Below are 17,636 nucleotides of genomic sequence, written 5' to 3' on the forward strand. Positions count from 1 at the left end.
CGGGTTACTTCTTGCGGCCGAAATCGACCGTCACGACGTTGGAGCCATCGTCGGTCTTGGGCGTGCCGTCTTCGGGGCCGTCGTTCTCCGGCAGTTCGGTCGGCGCCGGAGCCATGTCGGCGACGGTTGCCTGGAACTGGAGGCCGAAATCGACAGCCGGGTCGACGAACTGGGTGATCGCGGCGAATGGGATGTCGAGTTCAGCCGGGACCTGATTGAACGACAGGCCGACGGAAAACCCGTCCTCGCGCACGTTGAGGCCCCAGAACTTGTTCTGCAGCACGATGGTCATTTCGTCGGGAAACCGCTCGCGCAGGTTCTGCGGGATGACCACGCCGGGCGCATGGGTCTTGAAGGTGATGTAGAAGTGGTGGGCCCCCGGCAGTTCGCCGCCGGTATCCTCGATCTCGCCCAGCACGCGGCCGACAACTGCACGCAAAGCCTCCTGCACGATGGAGTCGTAAGGGATCAGGCTGTCGGGCGTGTCGTCGCTCATGCGCGCTAGGTGATACCCGAAGGGCGGCGGGTCAAGCGCTTTAAGCCTGACTTTACCCTTGAAAGCGGTTCATTTCCTTGCGCGCGGACCTGCTTGGCCTATAGGCGACTGCCATGCGAACAGGCCGTATCGAACGCAATACTGCGGAAACGAAGATTCTCGTCGAGGTCGATCTCGACGGGACGGGCAAGTACGAGGTGGCGACAGGGATCGGCTTCCTCGACCACATGGTCGAACAGTTCGCCAAGCATTCGCTGATCGACGTGACGATGAAGGTCGATGGCGACCTGCATGTCGACCAGCATCACACGACCGAAGACAGCGCGCTGGCGCTCGGCCAAGCACTTTCCGCCGCACTCGGCGACAAGGGCGGGATCGCCCGCTACGGCAGCGCCTATTCGCCGATGGACGAAACGCTGGCACGCGTCGCGCTCGACATTTCGGGCCGCCCCTATCTCGTGTGGAAGGCCGGGTTCAGCCAGGAAAAGCTGGGCGAGTGGGACACCGAGCTGATCGAACACTGGTTCCACTCGGTTGCCCAGACCTGCGGCCTGACGCTGCATGTCGAACTGCTCTACGGCACCAACAACCACCACATCTGCGAAGCGATCTACAAGGGCTTCGCCCGCGCCATGCGTGCCGCGGTCGAGGTCGACCCGCGCAAGGGCGGGGCCATCCCGAGCACCAAGGGGCAATTGGGTGGCTGAGGTCGTCGCCCTCGTCGATTACGGCGCGGGCAATCTGCATTCGGTGGAGAACGCGCTGCGCAAGGTCGGGGCGTCGGTCACGGTCACTGCCGACCCAGATGTGGTGCGCGCTGCGGATCGCATCGTCCTGCCCGGCGTGGGTAGTTTCAAGGCATGTGCCGAGGGGCTTCATGCGGCGAAGGGCGTGGTCGAGGCGATGCACGAGCGCGTGTTCGTCGGCGGTGCGCCGTTCCTCGGCATCTGTGTCGGGATGCAATTGCTCGCCACCAGGGGCCTCGAACACGCGGTCACTCCGGGGCTCGACTGGATTCCGGGCGAGGTGCGGTTGATCAAACCTTCCGACGAGACGGTAAAGGTACCGCACATGGGCTGGAACGACGTCGCGCTGACGCCGCACGCGAAGTACCATGACCTGGTCGAGAACGGGGAGGCCTACTTCCTCCACTCCTACCACTTCCATGCCGAGAGCGGTAAGGACGTGCTCGCGATGACCGACCATGGCGGGGGGCTGGTGGCGGCAGTGGGGCGCGACAATATCGCCGGGGTGCAGTTCCATCCCGAGAAGAGCCAGCACTACGGGCTCGCCATGTTGGGCCGTTTCCTGGAGTGGAATCCGTGATCGTCTTTCCTGCCATCGACCTCAAGAATGGCCAGGTCGTCCGCCTGGCCGAAGGCGATATGGACCGCGCGACTATCTATGGCGATGATCCGGTAGCCCAGGCGCTGACCTTCGCCGAGGCAGGGGCGGAGCATTTGCATGTGGTCGATCTCGACGGCGCCTTCGCGGGCGAGAGCCGCAACCGCGAAGTGGTCGAGCGGATCGTCGAGGCCTTTCCGGGCTATGTCCAGCTCGGCGGCGGCATCCGCAATCCCGAGGCCGTCGAAGGGTGGTTCGACCTCGGTGTCGCGCGGGTCGTGATCGGTTCGGCGGCATTGAAGGACCCCGAATTCGTCAAGGACATGGCCCGCGAATACGAAGGCGGCATCGTCGTCGCGGTGGACGCCAAGGACGGCATGGTCGCGACCGAAGGCTGGGCCGAAGTGTCCGACGTCTCGGTGGTCGACCTTGCCCGCCGCTTCGAAGATGCGGGCGTCGCCAGCCTGCTGTTCACCGACATCGGCCGCGACGGTCTGTTGAAGGGCGTGAATATAGACGCAACACTCGATCTTGCACGCCGTGTAGACCTTCCCGTAATCGCCAGCGGCGGTGTTAAAGGACTGGACGACATTCACGTGCTTTCGCTCCACGCACGCGAAGGGATCGAAGGCGTGATCACCGGGCGCGCGCTCTACGATGGTCGGCTGGACCTCGCGGCGGCTCTGGCGATGGCGGCGCGGGCGTGACCGTCGTGGCCCTCGGTTTGATTGCGGCTTTGGTCCTGGCCATAATTGTTATTCGCGATCTGTGGCGCGGGAGCTCGTCGTTTGGCGGCTGGAATGTTCTGCGTAGCGAGACGCCAACGTGGTACTGGGGAATAGTGGGTTTTTATGCGTTTAGCTGCGGAGCCTTAGTCCTTTTGGCCGATAATTCTTGGCGGGAAAACGTTGGCTGCGGTCGCAGCGCCGAGGATCCATGTTCTGTCACGGTCCGGATTCAACCACGATGACCGTCCGCGTTCGCGTCATTCCCTGTCTGGACGTGCGGGACGGGCGCGTGGTGAAGGGGGTCAATTTCGTCGACCTCAAGGATGCCGGCGACCCGGTCGAACAGGCGCAGGCCTATGACCGGGCGGGGGCGGACGAACTCTGCTTCCTCGATATTTCCGCGAGCCACGAGGGGCGCGGGACTCTGCTCGACATGGTGCGGCGGACTGCGGAGGTGTGCTTCATGCCGCTTACCGTCGGCGGCGGGGTGCGCAGTGTCGAGGATGCGCGCGAACTGCTGCTGGCAGGCGCAGACAAGGTCGCGGTCAACAGTGCGGCCGTCGCACGGCCCGAACTGGTGCGCGAGATCGCCGAGAAGTTCGGCAGCCAGTGCGTCGTCGCCAGCGTCGATGCACGCGCGGCGGTGCAGTCGGACGGCGCCTTTCGCGGGTGGGAAATCTACACCCACGGCGGGCGCAAGCCGACCGGGATCGACGCGGTGGAACACGCCCAGCGTCTAGCCGAACTCGGCGCGGGCGAACTCCTCGTCACCTCGATGGACGGCGACGGAACCAAGGAGGGCTACGACCTCGAACTCACCCGCGCGATTGCCGACAGCGTTTCGGTGCCGGTCATCGCCAGCGGCGGTGTCGGTACGCTCGAGCACCTGGTCGAGGGCGTGACGCGCGGCCATGCCAGCGCCGTGCTCGCGGCCTCGATCTTCCATTTCGGCCAGCACTCGATCGCCGAGGCACATGCCGCGCTGCGCAATGCCGGCATCCCTGCCCGCGGTTGACCGCACAGGCGCGCTGCAACAGATAGGGCCGATGGACACGCTCTCCCGCCTCGAAGCGACGATCGCTTCCCGCCGCAATGCCGATCCTGCGTCGAGCTATGTGGCGCAGCTCAACCATCGCGGGCTTGCAGTCATGGCGCGCAAGCTGGGCGAGGAAGCGGTCGAGACCATCACTGCCGCGCTCGCGGGCGAACGCGAAGAACTGGTGGGGGAGGCGGCCGACGTATTGTTCCACCTCATGGTCCTGCTCGGCGCAAAGGACGTGACGCTGGCCGAAGTGCTTGCCGAGCTCGACCGGCGCGAAGGCACGTCCGGCCTCGCGGAAAAGGCATCCAGGAGCGAATAATGCCCATCGACCCGACCCTGCCCTACGACGACAACAACATCTTCGCGAAGATCCTGCGCGGCGAAATCCCTTCGACCAAGGTGTACGAGGACGAGTGGGCCTATGCCTTCGAGGACATCAACCCGCAGGCCGAAATCCATACGCTGGTGGTGCCCAAGGGCCGTTATGTCAGCTGGGACGACTTCAGCGCCAGGGCGAGTGCGGAGGAAATCGCGGGCTTCGTCCGCGCGGTCGGCAATGTCGCGCGCGACAAGGGGCTGGTCGAGCCCGGCTATCGCATGATGGCCAATATCGGTGCGCATGGGGGGCAGGAAGTTCCCCACCTCCACGTGCATATCTTCGGCGGACAGCCGCTCGGGCCGATGATCTGGCGGCGTTAATCGCCCAAATCGCTCATTTCGTCGTTTGCGATTGCCGTGCGACTCGGCGCTCGTCTAATGCCGCTTGACGCATGACCATGCCCAATCCCCCCGACGGAGTGCTCGACAAGGGCCGCCACCTGTATGCGGTGCGCGTCTATTACGAGGACACCGACCTTTCGGGCATCACCTACCACGCCAATTACCTGCGCTGGTTCGAGCGTGCGCGATCGGACTTGCTCCGCCGGCTCGAAATCGACCAGCGCGCGGCGATCGAGGCAGGTGAGGGCGCCTATGCGGTGTCCGAACTGACGCTCAAATACCTGCGCCCTGCCAAGCTCGACGATGACGTGCTGATCGAGACGCGCTGCACCGAACTCGGTGCCGCTTCATGTCGCATGCATCAGAAGGCGTGGAGGGGTGACGAATTGCTGGCCGAGGCGCACTTGCGCGTCGGCTTCGTTTCACCCGAGGGCAGGCCCAAACGCCAGCCCGAGGAATGGCGCGCGGCCTTCGCGCGTTTTGCCGCACAAGAGGACCAATGAGCTCGACCGCCCTTCTCCTGATCGCCGCCGCCCCGACGCGGCTCGACCCCATCCGCCTGTTCCTCGATGCAGACATCGTCGTCCAGCTGGTGATGACCGGACTGCTGCTCGCCAGCGTGTGGGTGTGGATGATCATCGTCAGCTTCTCGATCCGCATGCGCAATATGCGTGCCCGCACGATCGAGTATGAAAGCGAATTCTGGCAGGCGGACAATTTCGACCGCTTCACGTCGGAGCGCGGCAACAAGGACATCCCTGCGGCGCGTGTGGCGCAGGCGGCGGTCGGCGAATGGCGCCGCTCCACCAAGACCACGGTGCGCGATCCCGAGGCACTGCGCGCCCGTATTGCTTCGGCCATGGACAGCCAGATCGCGCTCGAAGCGGACGACATTGCCGAACGGCTGAACTTCCTCGCCACCGTCGGCGCGGTCGCACCCTTCGTCGGTCTGTTCGGTACGGTCTGGGGCATCATGAACAGCTTCTTCCAGATCGGCGCGCAGGAAAGCAGCAGCCTCGCCGTCGTCGCGCCGGGCATTTCGGAAGCGCTCTTTGCCACCGCGATCGGCCTCTTTGCCGCCATTCCGGCGGTGATCGCCTACAACCGCTTCAGCCACCGCGTGGACCGTTACGAGGCGCGACTGACCCGCTTCGCCGACAAGCTTTCGGCCACTTTCAGCCGCCAGCTGGAGGCGCTCTGAATGGCGATGGGCCTTGCCTCTGGCGGAGGACGCAGGCGGCGCGGGCGCGGCGGCGGGCGACGCCCGATGTCCGAGATCAACGTTACCCCGCTGGTCGACGTCATGCTTGTGCTGCTGATCATCTTCATGGTCACTGCACCGCTGCTGACCGCGGGTGTCCCGATCAACCTGCCCGACAGCCGGGCCTCGGCGCTGCCGCAGGAACAGCAGCAGGTCACGATCAGCATCGACGAGAGTGGATACGTCTATATCGACGATGCGCGGGTACCCGTAGGCGGCTTGCCCGAGGCGCTGAAGAACCTTCCGCGCACCGGCGAAGGTCCCGATATCACCCTGCGCGCCGACCGCGCGCTCGACTACGGGCGCGTCATGGCGGTGATGGGAGAACTCAACCGCGCCGGGCTCAACCGCATTTCGCTCGTGACGAATGGCGGCGGAGTTCGTGCTCCGGTCAACAACGGTTCATCGCAGCAGGAATAGCCCGATGAGCATGGGAGCGAGCATGTTGCGAAAGGAAGAGAAGACCGGCCTGCTGGTCGCGCTCGGCCTGCACCTGCTCATCCTTGTCGCGCTGTTCGTCCAGGGGCTCCTGCCCGCACCGACCTTCGAAAAGCCGGAGCGCATGACGGTGAGCCTGGCCGAGGATGTTGGTCTCGAAGCGACTGCGCCCGATCCGGTGGCGGAAAGCCGCGCCGCGACAGCGCCGACCATTTCGGATGCACCCGCACCGGCGCCCGACCAACCCGCGCCGCGCGAGACCACGGCGCCTGCCCCGCGCGTCCAGTCGCCCGTCCCCGCTCCGACCGCGCGGCCTGACAACCGCGAGCGTCGTCGCCCCGACCCGCCGCGCACGCAGACTCCTCCGCGCAAGCAGGACAAGGGCGGCGGTTCGCGCTTGGGCGATAATTTCCTCGAAGGTTCGGGCAGCAGCACCACGACCAGCGAGACCCGCGTCCCTGCCTCGCAGATCGGTGCGAGCGCCAAGGCTTCGCTCGTCCAGGCGATCGCCCGTCGGATCAAGCCCAAGTGGCAACCGCCGAGCGGCCCCGACGTCGATCGCATCACTACATACCTTCGCTTCCGCCTCAATCCCGACGGCAGCCTTGCCGGGCGCCCGACCGTGGTTCGCCAGACCGGCATCAACGACACCAACCGCGCGCAGGCCGAACGCCATGCCGAACAGGCCATCAGGGCCGTCCAGCTTGCCGCACCCTTCACCGACCTTCCGCCCGAATTCTACGAGGCCTGGAAGCTGGTCGGTCCCTTTGGCTTCGACTGGAGACTCGCCCAATGAAATATCTTCTGCTCGCGACCCTCGCGCTGGTTGCCGCGCCTGTGCTGGCGCAGAACCAGGACCTCGGACAGGCGGTCCAGGAAGGCGGCGAGGTCGAGACCGTGGACGAAGGCGAAGGCCTCACGGGTTCGGTCAGCTTCGAAGGCAATCTCGACGATCTCGGTATCGCCATCCCGGGCTTTGCGACCGACGCCGACGTGCCGACCCCGGCGCATAGCAGCGGGACGGCAGCCTTGGGCAAGGAACTCGCCCGCGTCATCACGGCCGACCTCAGGAACAACGGCCTCTTCAAGCCGACCGGCCCCGATGCGCTGCCGCAGCCGCGCTTTGCCGAGATTACCGCGCCCAACTTTCCGATCTGGTCGAACCGCGGGGCAGAAATGCTGGTCCATGGCTACGTCCGCGGGCGCAGCGACGGCAAGCTGACGGTCGGTTGCTACCTCTACGACATGGCCTTGCAGAGCCAGCTGGTGCGCGAAGGCTGGGTGGTCCAGCCCGCCGACTGGCGTCGCGCCGCGCACAAATGCGCGGACCTCGTCTATTCGCGCCTCTCTGGCGAGAGCCCCTTCTTCGATAGTCGCATCGCCTATATCGCCGAAACCGGGCCCAAAGATAACCGGACCAAGCGGCTCGCCATCATGGACAGCGACGGGGCGAACCATCGCTTCATCACCACCGGCCGTTCGACCGCACTGACGCCGCGCTATTCGCCCGACTACAAGAAGCTGTCCTACCTCAGCTATATCGACGGCAATCCGCGCATCTACATCTACGATATCGGGACGGGGAAGCAGACGCTGGTAACGCAGAGCACCAACCCGACCTTCGCCCCGAGGTGGAGCCCGGACGGCAGGTGGATCCTCTATTCGATGGCGGTCAACGGCAACACCGACATCTATCGCGTGCCGGCTACCGGTGGCGAGCCGCGCCGCCTGACCGACACGCCGGGGATCGACATTGGCGGCTCCTATTCGCCCGATGGGAGCAAGATCGTCTTCGAAAGCGACCGTTCGGGCACGCAGCAATGCTACGTCATGAACGCCGACGGTTCGAACCAGCGCCGCATCAGCTTCGGTGGCGGGCGTTGTGCCACGCCGGAATGGAGCCCGCGCGGCGACCAGATCGCCTTCACCAATGCCAGCAGCTTCAACATCTCGGTGATGACGCCGTCGGGCGGCAGCGTTCGCACGCTGACCAATGGCTGGCAGGACGAGGCGCCGACCTGGGCGCCCAACGGCCGCATCATCCAGTTCTTCCGTACCGAGCGCAACAGCGGCAGGACCTCGCTGTGGCAGGTCGACCTGACGGGCGAGAACCTGCGCCGCCTGCCGACGCAGGTCGATGCTTCGGACCCCTCCTGGGGACCGATCCTGCCGTAAATGCATTGAACGAGAAATAGTACACTTGGGGGCAAACCAGGTTTGCAACGCTGTTTGAAAGGGGACAGCCCTATGAATACCCGTATCGCCACCGGCCTGATGCTTGCATCGACCATCGCCCTTGCCGCCTGCCAGAAGAAGGCGCCGGCAGAGCTTCCTCCCGCGCCCGAGGCCACTTCGACTCCGGCGCCGTCATCGACCGAGCCGATGGGGCCCGGTGTCGGATCGCAGCAGCATTTCGTCGATGCCGTGGGCATGGCGAACACGGTGGTCTATTTCGACACCGATCGCTTCAATATCGATTCCGAAGATGCGGCGAAGCTGCAGACGCAGGCCGGCTACTTCGGTCAGTACCCGCAGCTGAACTTCACCATCGAAGGCCATGCCGACGAACGCGGCACGCGGGAGTACAACCTTGCGCTGGGCGAACGCCGCGCCAATGCGGCGAAGAACTACCTCGTCTCGGTCGGCATTCCCGCGAACCGCATTCGCGTGGTCAGCTATGGCAAGGAACGCCCCGTGGCCCTCGGTTCGAACGAATCCGCCTGGGCGCAGAACCGCCGCGCTGCGACGATCGTCATCAACTGATGCGAAAAGGGGCTCCCGCATCGCGGGAGCCCCTCATGTCGATCGCCTCTTGGGACAGTCCCAAAGGACTTTGGGGGGGAGGGTCAGCGACCGACAGTAAGTTCGAACAGCGGGGCCTTGCCTGCCGTGTGCGACGCGTCTTCCTTCGGGGTCATGCCGAAGGTCGCGATCATTGCAAATGCAGCCATGCTCAGCACGGCGACGGATGCGGAAAGGGTCAGTTGCTTGCTCATCGTCTCAACCTCTGGTCGGCGCCTTTAGCGCGTAACCGTTAACTGGTAGTTGCAGTGCAACATTTCAATATGAAACTGGTTCCCCAAGCTTGCACGAATTTCCAGCACGCCTAGATTGACCGCCATGCCCGCCCGACAAACGACATGTGATTGCCTTGCCCAAGCCTAGCCGTTCGATGGACTGGGGCTTCCCGCGGTGGCGTGGCTACGGCTCGTCGCGCGAGGCGACGCAGGTCCGCATATGCGACCGTCACGGCTGTGACGAGCCTGGCAATTGCCCGGCGCCCAAGGCACCAAACAGCCGCGAACGCTGGTATTTCTGCCAGAAACATGCGGCCGAATACAATTCCAAGTGGGACTATTTCGAGGGTCTCGACAAGGCCGAGCGCGAGGAACGTGCCAAGGCCGAACGGAGCGAAAACGCCGGTTATGCCGAAGCTCAGCACTATGGTTGGGCGGGCAGCGGCGATGGTTCGCGAAGCCGCGATGAAATGCGTGCACTCGATGTGCTCGAACTCGAAGCCGACGCCGATTTCGCCGCGATCAAAAAGGCCTGGCGCGAAAAGGCCAAGACCGTCCACCCGGACGTGAAGCCGGGCGACAAGGAAGCGGCGGCCGAATTCCAGAAACTCCAGGTCGCCTACGAAGTCTTGAAGGCTGCCGAAGAAAGGCGTGAATGGCGCGGCTGAGGGCGCCAATTTGCCACCAAGCCGGAATTCGCATACCATCCATCGGCGGCCTTGGGGGACCGGGGACTGGGCCGCTGGGCAGACGGGTCGTGGCCTGATCAACCCTCGGGGAGGAGACTCCCTATGCCTGAACTTGCTGCGCCTGTTGCCAAGGCGGATCGCATCGATTCACTCGACATACTTCGCGGGATTGCCGTCTTCGGCATCCTGCTGATGAACATTTCCGCCTTCGGCCTCGTCTGGCAGGCCTATGGCAATCCTTATGCCGCTGGCGGGTCGACAGGGCTCGACCTCAAGCTGTTCGAGATCATGAACGTCGGGTTCGAAGGGACCATGCGCGGCATCTTCTCGATGCTGTTCGGCGCCGGGATCGTCCTGATGGCGGAACGGCTGGAGAAATCGGGCGGGGCCCTCAGCGCGGCAGACGTCCACTTGCGGCGGATGAGCTGGATGATGCTGTTCGGTGTCATCCACTGGGGTCTGCTGCTGTGGACCGGCGAGATCCTATTCGCTTATTCGCTGTGTGGCTTCGTCCTTTTCGCTTTCCGCAAGATGGACCGGCGGCTTCAGCTGGGGATCGGTATCGCCGCGCTCTGCATCGCGGGCATCTACAACAACTGGCATTATGGCGAGGTGCGCGAAACCTATGCCGCCGCAGATGCGGCCGAAGCGGCGAAGGCCGACGGCGCTGGCCTCGATTTCGGCCAGCAGCAGGCGATTTCCGAGCGTGACGAACTGGTAGCGCACCAGCAGCCGAACGACCTGACCAACCAGATGTTCGAGGGCTGGCACGAAGGCAGCTACATCGACGCGGTGAAGGGCCAATGGGACTTCAGCTACGAGTTCCAGTGGGTCGGGATACCTTACTGGCTCCTGCTCGACATGATCCCGTTCATGCTGATCGGCATGGCCCTGCTCAAATACGGGGTGCTCTCCGCGCAGCTCGACGCGCGCCATTACGCGATGATGATGGTTGCGGGTTATGCAGTGGGAATATCACTCGGCCTTTACGAGCTCGAGATTCTCAAGGCCGGGGCATATTCGACCCTCGCGGCCGAGGAAGCCAACCGAACCTACCAGATCAGCCGCTTCGCCATGGTGGTCGGCCATATCGGGCTGATCCTCAGCGTCGTTAAGTCTGGCTGGCTCCGCTGGCTGCAACGGGGTTTCGCCGCAGCGGGCCAGATGGCGCTGTCGAACTACATCGGCCAGACGCTGATCTGCACGACGCTGTTCTACGGCTTCGGCTTCGGCCTGTACGGTGAACTCAGCCGCTCGCAGCTTTATCTCCTCGTCCTCACGATTGCCGCCGTGGAGATGACGATCTCCGTCATCTGGCTGAGGAACTTCCGCTTCGGCCCGCTCGAGTGGGTATGGCGGTCGCTGACCTACTGGAAGCGCCAGCCCATGCGGCTCGGCGGCGGATCGGCACCGACCGATCCGACGCTCGCACCCGCCTGAAGCCGGTCAGTTGCGCTCGATGGCCGTGATGGGATTGTCGTTCCACCACGGCACGTCGCGATAGGGGCGGATATCCGCTTCGAAGGTCCAGGCGCTGCGCGGCTGGTGGGCGATATGCCAATAGGTCTCGGCTACGGCGCCAGGGTCGACGAGGCCATCCTCGCCCATGCGGTCCTTGAACGCGTCCCAGCGGTCGCCGATCATCTTGCCCAATGTGTCGGGCGCATCGACCGCTGCGTCGATCAGGATGTGGGCGACATGGACGCCCTGGGGCGCGAATTCGGCATTGAGGCTCTGGCACAGCATGCGCCGCCCGCCCATCGCCGCCGCATGGCTCGCCTGTCCGGAATTGCCCCGCACAGCTGCGGTTGCCGAAGTCACGAGAAAGGCGCCCCGACCTCGTTCCGCCATGCGCGGCAGGAGAGCGCGGGCGAGGCGGTAGGGCGCGAATGTGGCAAGGCGCCAGCCGAGTTCGAACATGCGCGGAGTGGTCGCGGCGAGCGGGCGATTGCCGATCTGCGCACCAAGGTTGAACAATGCCGCCTCGACCGGACCGATGGCGCGTTCGACATCGTCGATAAGGTCTTCGATCGTGTCAGGCAGCGAGGCGTCGATCAGTCTCCCGCTGGCGCTGCCACCATCCGCTACTATGCCATCGACAAGGCGCTGGAGACCTTCCTCGTCCGATCGCCGTGCCAGTACTGCATGATATCCGCCAGCGGCGAAGCGCCGTGCGGCGTGTCCGCCGATCCCGGCGCCGGCACCTATTACAAGGAATACTTTTTCCGCCATGGCAATTTCTCCGCCGGGCGGTCCTGTGATCCGCCAAGGCCTAATTGAGACAATTCTAATTTTGTGCAAAGCGTCAGGAGGTCGCACAAGAAACAGGGTAGCCTCAATGGACCTGCGTGGGACAGATCGAAAACCTTCCAACCTTGTTCTCGAATGTGTTGTGCTCGGCCGTACGGAGCGAGCGATCCTGTGCGATGTGTCACCGACCGGGTGCCGCATAGAGATGTTCGACGGGGTAGTGCCCCAGCGCGGGTCGACGATAGTTTTCGAAGTCAGGGACCCGATCTACTTTGCCGGCGAGGTCGTCTGGGTCAGCGGCAATGAGGCAGGGGTTCGCTTCACGCGCCCACTCTCGCCAGAGGTGAGCAACGCGCTCGAACTCTAGGTCCGGTTCGGCGTGGCCTCGCCAAGGCGCTTTGTGATCGCTTCGGCCATTCGCTGGCCAAGCCCCGGTCCCTGTTCGGGATAGAGGTACGGCTCGATCATCTCGGCCTCCATCACCGCCAGCTCGCCTGAGGGCAGGCGCGCCATGTCGATGCGGCAATACAGGGGCGCGACAAAGGGAAGAGCGGCGACAACCGATTGCGCGGTGGCGAGGTCTGCGGGTGTCGGCGTGTAGTCGTGTTCGCTGCCGCCATAGAGCGACTGGATACGGTATTCGCCTTCAGCTGCACGCTTGAGAACCGCATGGCTGAAATCGCCGTCGACGAAGAGGAAAGTGAATTCGCCTTCCTCCGGCACGCTGGCGAGGAAGGGCTGGACCATGCAGGGTCGTCCCATCCTCCAACCGTAATCGGGCAGGGTTTCCCGGGTGAAGCGGAACTGGCCCATGCCGCCCGCGCCGACCTGGCGCTTTACCACCACGCCATCGCAGCCGAATTGGTCCATCGCAGCGATCACGTCTGCGCGATTGAGCTCGTCTCGCCAAAGGGTCGGGATGGTAGAGACACCGCGCGCCGCCAGTTCCCGCAGGTAACCCTTGTCGAGGTTCCAGCGTACCACTTCGGGCGGGTTGTGAACGGCAATGCCGCGCGCGGCGAGCGTATCGATCCGGGCGAGGAATTCCTGCGGATAGTCCTGGTAATCCCAGGACGACCCCAGCAGAACCATCGCCATCCCGTCGAAATCTTCGAGCGGCGAACGCCAGTCGAGTTCGACGAGGTCCAGTCCCGCCGCCTCGAACGCCGGACGCAGCGCGGCGACCTCGAGATCGTGCTCGAAGGCATCGCCGCGCCGCTCCGCCGCCCCGCCGAGATCGGGGGGCAGCGTTTCTGCGCAGGCAAGGAAGCCGATGCGGGTCAGACCGCCTCCAGCGCCTGTTCGAAGTCGGCGATGAGGTCGTCCGGATCCTCGATGCCGATGGAGATGCGGATGAGGTTGTCGCCGATGCCCAGTGCCGCCTTGCGCTCGTCCGGCACGGAAAGGTGGGTCATCGATGCCGGGTGGCTGGCCAGCGTCTCTGTGCCGCCGAGGCTGACCGCGAGCTTGGCGATCTTGAGGCTGTCGAGGAAGCGGAAGCATTCGGCTTCGCCGCCCTTGAGCAACAGCGAGAAAGTCGATCCGGCACCAAGGCAGTGGCGATCGTAGATGTCCTGCTGGCGCGCGTCCTTGATCATGCCGAGATAGCCGAGGCCTTCGACCTTGGGGTGCTTGGCAAGGAAAGCGCAGACCTTCTCGGCATTCTCGCCCGCGCGCTGCATGCGCAGTTCGACCGTTTCGAGGCTGCGGCAGAGCATCCAGGCGGTGTTCGGGTCGCAGATCCCGCCCATGGTGTTGCGGAGCATGCGGACGGGATCCATCCACTTCTTCGCCCCGGCTATGGAGCCTGCGACAAGATCCGAGTGGCCGCCGACATACTTGGTCAGCGAATAGCAGACGATGTCCGCGCCATGGTCCAGCGGACGCTGCCACAGCGGGCCGAGGAAGGTATTGTCGATCGCGATCGGGCAATCGAGGCCTGCGGCATCGACCGCGGCGCGCACCGCCTGGACGTCGACCAGCGCGTTGGTCGGGTTACCCGGGCTTTCGAGATAGACCATGGCGACCTTGCCGCCCTGCTCGTCGGCCCTGGCTCTGGCCTTCGCGAGCACCGCATCGATTTCCTCGCGCGTCGCACCGGCGGGAAAGTCGATATAGCTCACGCCCCAGCGCGACATCCACTTGGCGACAAAACCTTCGGTCGCGGCGTAGAGCGGCCCGGAGTGGACGATTACGTCACCTTGCTGGGCGTAGGTCAGCAACAGGACACAGATCGCGGTCATGCCGCTGGAGAAGCTCAGCGCGTCTTCCGCGCCGTCCCAGATCGACAGGCGGTCCTCGAGAATTTCCTGGTTCGGCGCGTTGAAGCGCGAATAGACGAGGCCGTCCGCGCCGCCCGGGCGCTTGCCGGTGATGCCTTCGAAGTGACGCTTGCCGTCGGCGGCGCTGGGAAAGGCGAAGGTGCTGGTGAGGAAAACCGGCGGCTTGAGGCTGCCTTCGGACAGCTTGGGGTCGAAACCATGGCCCATCATCAGCGTGCTGGGCTTCAGCGGGCGGCCATTGATCTTGGTGACGTCGCTCATCTGGCGAGCATCCTTCCTTTTGCGACGCCCCCAGGAAGGCGGGGGCTGGTGCGGTTGCCGGGGCGCCCGTTCCTAACCTCCGCAGGAACGCCTCTCCGCCGGTCGCCGATTGTGCCGCTCCCTTTATGTCGCGGCGGGGTTGGTTTCAACTGCGACGAACGGTCCCTACACGACCGCGCGCATCACCCAGACTACGCCGACCAGCAGGAGGATGCCGAAGAGGTCGAGCAGGAGACCCGCCTTGACCATGCGCTCGATACGGATGCGGCCCGTCGCCCAGGCAATCGCGTTGGGGCCGGTGCCCGCAGGCAGCATGAAGCCCCAGCTCGCGGCGAGCGCAGCAGGCATAGCAAGCAGTAGCGGATCGGCGCCCAGCGCAACCGTCAGGCTGGCGACGACCGGCACGATGGCGCTCGCTGTCGCGACATTGCTGGCGAATTCGGTGATAAGGACGACCAGCGCCACCACGGCAATCGCGACCACGACCAGCGGTAGCGCCTCCAGGGGCAAGAGCATCTGGCCGAGCCAGTCGGCAAGGCCGCTCTTGCCCATGCCGGCCGCCAGGGCGAGACCGCCGCCGAACATCATGATGACGCCCCACGGTGCGCGATCCGCTTCCTCCCAGGTCAGCAGGGGGCGCCCGGTGCCGTCCGGCAGCAGGAACAGCGTAAGGCTGGCGATGATGGCGATTGTGCCGTCGGTCAGCGATCCTTCCGGGAGCAGGGGCTCGATCCATAACTGGCCGAGCCAGGCTACGAAGGTAATTGCGACCACGGGAACGAGGCGTTTCTCGGGCAGGGTCCATGCCGAATGGGTGTCGATGGCCGCCCGCGCTGCGGCGACATCGAATGGATGGTCCGTCACCCGCTGCACGCGACCGACGATGGCAGCTGCCAGCGGGATACCGATGACGACCAGCGGCAGGCCGAACGCCATCCACTGCACGAAGGTGATGCGCACACCGATCAGCTCGTCGAGCAAGCCAACGGCGATCGCATTGGTCGGAGACCCAACGATGGTGCCGAGCCCGCCGATGCTTGCAGCAAAGGCGATGCCCATCGGGAGCGCGCCGGAAAGGCCGTCGGGGTTCTTGGGATCCGCCCCCCCTCCAGCCAGCACGGCGAGGGCCATCGGCATCATGATGAGTGCGGTGGAGGTATTGGAAATGAGCATCGAGAGAATGCCCGCGCTGGCCATGAAGGCCAGCAGCAGCCCACGCGGCCCGACCTTGTTACCGGTAGCCTTGAGTATGCCCAGCGCCAGCCGCTTGTGCAGCCCGGTCCGCTCGATCGCCAGCGCGATGAAGGCACCGCCCAGGAGCAGGAAAAGGATGTCGGAGTAATAAGCCGAGGCGGTGTCCTTGGCGCTCATGACCCCGGCGAAGGGCAGCACGAGGAAGGGCATGAGCGCGGTCGCGGTCAGCGGCAGCGCCTCGGTCATCCACCAGGCGGCCATCAGTACGACGAGGCCGGCTGTCACGAATGCCTCGCGGGACATGCCCGCAGGAAGCGGCGCGAAGATGCTGACCGCCAGCGCCATGCTGCCGATAAGAAAACCGATACGCCCTGCTGTCATTCCCGTCCCCGCCTCTCAGCCGAGGGCAGGAACTACCACCGCAGTAGAGTAAGGCCAATCGTGGCCGCGCCACGCGCGGGGGATAGCTATTTGACTTCGGGATCCGCTTCGTCGGACGAGACTGCCGGCCCGCCGTTTTGCGGAATAATGATCACGCGACCGGTAAGCTGGCCCTCTCGGCGCAGCTTTTCGAACTTGTCGTACCGTTCGCTCAGCAGCCGGGCAATCGATGGGGTGATGCGAGTACGCTGCGCTTCGCCATCGGTCTCGATATAGGAATAGGTCGGCTCACGATCGCCAGCTGCAAGGTCGGCGACAATGCCTTCATACTGGTTGACCTTCACGTTGGGCTTCGCGGCGACGAGCTTGGCAACGTCTTCAGCCGCATGAGTGGCAAGGTGAGCCTTGAGGTCGGCGCCCATTTGCGGGAAGTAGAAAGGAGCGGCTTCTTCGTAGATCTTCGAGACCAGGAGGTCGTCTCCGAAGGCCTCTACTCCGCGGAGCGAGTTGACGAATTCCTGACCCGAGAACGTCAGCAAATCTCCGACATTGTCGCTGGTGAAGGCGCGCGGCTGGATCGACGGGCCGCCAACCTCACCGCGGAAAAAGCCGTAAATCACATTGGCATTACGCCAGTTGGGAAAGACGATTTTCGTGCGGATGTCTTTCGGGCTCATGGCCACGCCTGCAACGGTGACGACGGGGCTGTCGTCCAGCCCGGTTCCATCCGCGCCAAGCTTCATGCGTGACGGAAACTGCACGGGATAGTTGCGTGCGATTTGCTCGATCACTGCAACATTATGGAGGTTGATCCAGTAGGAGAGCTGTTCGTTTCGCGGCAGTGTCGCGATCTCGAGTTCGGCCCCGAGGCGTTCGAGGTCCTCGCGATACGCAGTCAGCGGCGTGATCGCGTCTTCGTCGAGATATTCGAAGACGATCCGGTTACCTTCGAGCCGGACGCGGGAGTCGTGGCCGTAGGTCATCCGCGTGCCCATGCCTGCGGGGGGCTTGCCCATTCCCTGGCGCGTGGAAGGCCCCATGCGCAGCACCATGTATTTCAGCGCGTCGTCGAGAAACGAATAATCGACTTTTGTTTCCTTGCCCGAAGGCTGCGGCACGAAGCGGTCGAACGCCTGGTCGCGCGTTGCTTCGGACGAAGGCGCATTGGGGGTTTCTGCCTGCAGCGATGCTGACAATGCCAGCGCCGTGGCCGCGCCAAGAAAGGCAATCGAACGAATAGTCATTTCCCAATCCCTGCAAAAGTCCGGAGGTTCCGGATTCATTTGGCGATTAGAGTAATCGCATCTAGGTTTTGTCGAACATTACAGGACGATGGCTGGTGTCTCAATGTGTCCTGCCGATTGTCACATGGTGTTCGTCGATGGGGACCGGGCCCACAAGTCGATCATCGAAAAGGGAAAAGGGCAGCTGCGGGAGATGCAGCGGCTCCGACGACTGCAAACGGTAGGGGTTGCTGAACATTGCAATTCGCCATATCGAAGGTGTATTAGTTGAATCATACAGGAGAGATGC

Annotated in this window: 22 protein-coding genes; 15 read left to right on the top strand and 7 right to left on the bottom strand. The window is 64.1% G+C overall.

What is annotated here, in order from left to right; genetic code table 11:
- Window positions 1-4 precede the first annotated feature (4 nt).
- Entirely contained in the window at window positions 5-496 is a 492-nt protein-coding gene (locus IRL76_RS00450; RefSeq protein WP_200982152.1) for an SspB family protein, read from the bottom strand.
- Window positions 497-609: 113 nt separating this feature from the next.
- Between IRL76_RS00450 and hisB the strand changes: the two genes are divergently transcribed.
- The 12 genes from hisB to pal all read left to right on the top strand — a co-directional run bounded on the left by hisB (window position 610) and on the right by pal (window position 8,792).
- The gene (gene hisB / locus IRL76_RS00455; RefSeq protein ID WP_200982154.1) at window positions 610-1,203 is read left to right on the top strand and encodes an imidazoleglycerol-phosphate dehydratase HisB; all 594 of its coding nucleotides are present in this window, start codon (window positions 610-612) and stop codon (window positions 1,201-1,203) included.
- On the top strand, window positions 1,196-1,822 hold the full coding sequence (hisH, locus tag IRL76_RS00460; RefSeq protein ID WP_200982156.1) for an imidazole glycerol phosphate synthase subunit HisH: 627 nt from the start codon (window positions 1,196-1,198) through the stop codon (window positions 1,820-1,822). The genes hisB and hisH overlap by 8 nt, the downstream gene beginning before the upstream one ends.
- Entirely contained in the window at window positions 1,819-2,547 is a 729-nt protein-coding gene (hisA, locus tag IRL76_RS00465; RefSeq protein ID WP_200982158.1) for a 1-(5-phosphoribosyl)-5-[(5-phosphoribosylamino)methylideneamino]imidazole-4-carboxamide isomerase, read from the top strand. Before hisH ends, hisA begins: the two co-directional genes overlap by 4 nt.
- A gap of 259 nt (window positions 2,548-2,806) precedes the next feature.
- Entirely contained in the window at window positions 2,807-3,583 is a 777-nt protein-coding gene (gene hisF / locus IRL76_RS00470) for an imidazole glycerol phosphate synthase subunit HisF (RefSeq protein ID WP_200982160.1), read from the top strand.
- Between the two features lie 31 nt (window positions 3,584-3,614).
- Window positions 3,615-3,929, top strand: a complete 315-nt coding sequence (locus IRL76_RS00475) for a phosphoribosyl-ATP diphosphatase (protein WP_200982162.1) — start codon at window positions 3,615-3,617, stop codon at window positions 3,927-3,929.
- Window positions 3,929-4,309 carry a histidine triad nucleotide-binding protein gene (locus IRL76_RS00480; RefSeq protein ID WP_200982164.1) on the top strand — a complete coding sequence of 127 codons (381 nt, stop codon included), beginning with the start codon at window positions 3,929-3,931 and terminating at the stop codon, window positions 4,307-4,309. The genes IRL76_RS00475 and IRL76_RS00480 overlap by 1 nt, the downstream gene beginning before the upstream one ends.
- A gap of 71 nt (window positions 4,310-4,380) precedes the next feature.
- Window positions 4,381-4,833, top strand: a complete 453-nt coding sequence (locus tag IRL76_RS00485; protein ID WP_200982166.1) for a YbgC/FadM family acyl-CoA thioesterase — start codon at window positions 4,381-4,383, stop codon at window positions 4,831-4,833.
- The gene (gene tolQ, locus IRL76_RS00490; protein ID WP_200982168.1) at window positions 4,830-5,531 is read left to right on the top strand and encodes a protein TolQ; all 702 of its coding nucleotides are present in this window, start codon (window positions 4,830-4,832) and stop codon (window positions 5,529-5,531) included. The genes IRL76_RS00485 and tolQ overlap by 4 nt, the downstream gene beginning before the upstream one ends.
- Window positions 5,532-6,011, top strand: a complete 480-nt coding sequence (locus IRL76_RS00495) for an ExbD/TolR family protein (RefSeq protein ID WP_200982170.1) — start codon at window positions 5,532-5,534, stop codon at window positions 6,009-6,011.
- 4 nt (window positions 6,012-6,015) lie between these two features.
- Window positions 6,016-6,825, top strand: coding sequence for an energy transducer TonB (locus IRL76_RS00500; protein ID WP_343072301.1), 810 nt, complete (start codon window positions 6,016-6,018; stop codon window positions 6,823-6,825).
- Window positions 6,822-8,204 (top strand): Tol-Pal system beta propeller repeat protein TolB, encoded by a 1,383-nt coding sequence (gene tolB / locus IRL76_RS00505; protein ID WP_200982171.1) that lies wholly within the window; start codon window positions 6,822-6,824, stop codon window positions 8,202-8,204. The genes IRL76_RS00500 and tolB overlap by 4 nt, the downstream gene beginning before the upstream one ends.
- 72 nt (window positions 8,205-8,276) lie before the next feature.
- Complete coding sequence (gene pal, locus IRL76_RS00510; RefSeq protein WP_200982172.1) at window positions 8,277-8,792, top strand: peptidoglycan-associated lipoprotein Pal; 516 nt, start codon at window positions 8,277-8,279, stop codon at window positions 8,790-8,792.
- Between the two features lie 83 nt (window positions 8,793-8,875).
- Here the strand turns inward: pal and IRL76_RS00515 are convergent, their stop codons facing one another.
- The gene (locus IRL76_RS00515; RefSeq protein WP_200982173.1) at window positions 8,876-9,025 is read right to left on the bottom strand and encodes a hypothetical protein; all 150 of its coding nucleotides are present in this window, start codon (window positions 9,023-9,025) and stop codon (window positions 8,876-8,878) included.
- 155 nt (window positions 9,026-9,180) lie between these two features.
- Here IRL76_RS00515 and IRL76_RS00520 point away from each other — a divergent pair, with 155 nt between their 5' ends.
- Entirely contained in the window at window positions 9,181-9,714 is a 534-nt protein-coding gene (locus tag IRL76_RS00520) for a J domain-containing protein (RefSeq protein ID WP_200984111.1), read from the top strand.
- 123 nt (window positions 9,715-9,837) lie between these two features.
- Window positions 9,838-11,175: a DUF418 domain-containing protein gene (locus tag IRL76_RS00525; RefSeq protein WP_200982174.1), complete on the top strand. Its 1,338-nt coding sequence runs from the start codon at window positions 9,838-9,840 to the stop codon at window positions 11,173-11,175.
- 6 nt (window positions 11,176-11,181) lie between these two features.
- On the opposite strand, the gene IRL76_RS00530 is transcribed toward IRL76_RS00525, so the two are convergent.
- On the bottom strand, window positions 11,182-11,967 hold the full coding sequence (locus IRL76_RS00530) for an SDR family NAD(P)-dependent oxidoreductase (protein ID WP_200982175.1): 786 nt from the start codon (window positions 11,965-11,967) through the stop codon (window positions 11,182-11,184).
- Window positions 11,968-12,073: 106 nt separating this feature from the next.
- Between IRL76_RS00530 and IRL76_RS00535 the strand changes: the two genes are divergently transcribed.
- Window positions 12,074-12,352 carry a PilZ domain-containing protein gene (locus IRL76_RS00535; RefSeq protein ID WP_343072302.1) on the top strand — a complete coding sequence of 93 codons (279 nt, stop codon included), beginning with the start codon at window positions 12,074-12,076 and terminating at the stop codon, window positions 12,350-12,352.
- Here the strand turns inward: IRL76_RS00535 and IRL76_RS00540 are convergent.
- The 4 genes from IRL76_RS00540 to IRL76_RS00555 form a co-directional block, all read right to left on the bottom strand.
- A complete protein-coding gene (locus IRL76_RS00540; RefSeq protein WP_246449868.1) occupies window positions 12,349-13,083 on the bottom strand; it encodes an ATP-grasp domain-containing protein in 735 nt (244 codons plus the stop codon). The genes IRL76_RS00535 and IRL76_RS00540 overlap by 4 nt on opposite strands.
- 182 nt (window positions 13,084-13,265) lie before the next feature.
- Window positions 13,266-14,528 (bottom strand): cystathionine gamma-synthase family protein, encoded by a 1,263-nt coding sequence (locus IRL76_RS00545; RefSeq protein ID WP_200982178.1) that lies wholly within the window; start codon window positions 14,526-14,528, stop codon window positions 13,266-13,268.
- Between the two features lie 165 nt (window positions 14,529-14,693).
- Window positions 14,694-16,103: an SLC13 family permease gene (locus tag IRL76_RS00550; protein WP_200982180.1), complete on the bottom strand. Its 1,410-nt coding sequence runs from the start codon at window positions 16,101-16,103 to the stop codon at window positions 14,694-14,696.
- Window positions 16,104-16,189: 86 nt separating this feature from the next.
- Window positions 16,190-17,347 (bottom strand): DUF547 domain-containing protein, encoded by a 1,158-nt coding sequence (locus IRL76_RS00555; RefSeq protein ID WP_200982182.1) that lies wholly within the window; start codon window positions 17,345-17,347, stop codon window positions 16,190-16,192.
- Window positions 17,348-17,636: the final 289 nt, after the last annotated feature.

This window comes from Qipengyuania soli (genome assembly GCF_015529805.1).
In the GTDB taxonomy this organism is placed as follows: domain Bacteria; phylum Pseudomonadota; class Alphaproteobacteria; order Sphingomonadales; family Sphingomonadaceae; genus Qipengyuania; species Qipengyuania soli.

Coding starts and splice junctions, on each gene's coding strand:
- hisF (WP_200982160.1), top strand. CDS start 2,807: ATGACCGTCCGCGTTCGCGTCATTCCCTGTCTGGACGTGCGGGACGGG.
- IRL76_RS00475 (WP_200982162.1), top strand. CDS start 3,615: ATGGACACGCTCTCCCGCCTCGAAGCGACGATCGCTTCCCGCCGCAAT.
- IRL76_RS00495 (WP_200982170.1), top strand. CDS start 5,532: ATGGCGATGGGCCTTGCCTCTGGCGGAGGACGCAGGCGGCGCGGGCGC.
- IRL76_RS00500 (WP_343072301.1), top strand. CDS start 6,016: ATGAGCATGGGAGCGAGCATGTTGCGAAAGGAAGAGAAGACCGGCCTG.
- IRL76_RS00515 (WP_200982173.1), bottom strand. CDS start 9,025: ATGAGCAAGCAACTGACCCTTTCCGCATCCGTCGCCGTGCTGAGCATG.
- tolB (WP_200982171.1), top strand. CDS start 6,822: ATGAAATATCTTCTGCTCGCGACCCTCGCGCTGGTTGCCGCGCCTGTG.
- IRL76_RS00540 (WP_246449868.1), bottom strand. CDS start 13,083: ATGGCGATGGTTCTGCTGGGGTCGTCCTGGGATTACCAGGACTATCCG.
- IRL76_RS00485 (WP_200982166.1), top strand. CDS start 4,381: ATGACCATGCCCAATCCCCCCGACGGAGTGCTCGACAAGGGCCGCCAC.
- IRL76_RS00525 (WP_200982174.1), top strand. CDS start 9,838: ATGCCTGAACTTGCTGCGCCTGTTGCCAAGGCGGATCGCATCGATTCA.
- tolQ (WP_200982168.1), top strand. CDS start 4,830: ATGAGCTCGACCGCCCTTCTCCTGATCGCCGCCGCCCCGACGCGGCTC.
- pal (WP_200982172.1), top strand. CDS start 8,277: ATGAATACCCGTATCGCCACCGGCCTGATGCTTGCATCGACCATCGCC.
- IRL76_RS00480 (WP_200982164.1), top strand. CDS start 3,929: ATGCCCATCGACCCGACCCTGCCCTACGACGACAACAACATCTTCGCG.
- IRL76_RS00530 (WP_200982175.1), bottom strand. CDS start 11,967: ATGGCGGAAAAAGTATTCCTTGTAATAGGTGCCGGCGCCGGGATCGGC.
- IRL76_RS00545 (WP_200982178.1), bottom strand. CDS start 14,528: ATGAGCGACGTCACCAAGATCAATGGCCGCCCGCTGAAGCCCAGCACG.
- IRL76_RS00550 (WP_200982180.1), bottom strand. CDS start 16,103: ATGACAGCAGGGCGTATCGGTTTTCTTATCGGCAGCATGGCGCTGGCG.
- IRL76_RS00535 (WP_343072302.1), top strand. CDS start 12,074: ATGGACCTGCGTGGGACAGATCGAAAACCTTCCAACCTTGTTCTCGAA.
- hisB (WP_200982154.1), top strand. CDS start 610: ATGCGAACAGGCCGTATCGAACGCAATACTGCGGAAACGAAGATTCTC.
- IRL76_RS00555 (WP_200982182.1), bottom strand. CDS start 17,347: ATGACTATTCGTTCGATTGCCTTTCTTGGCGCGGCCACGGCGCTGGCA.
- IRL76_RS00450 (WP_200982152.1), bottom strand. CDS start 496: ATGAGCGACGACACGCCCGACAGCCTGATCCCTTACGACTCCATCGTG.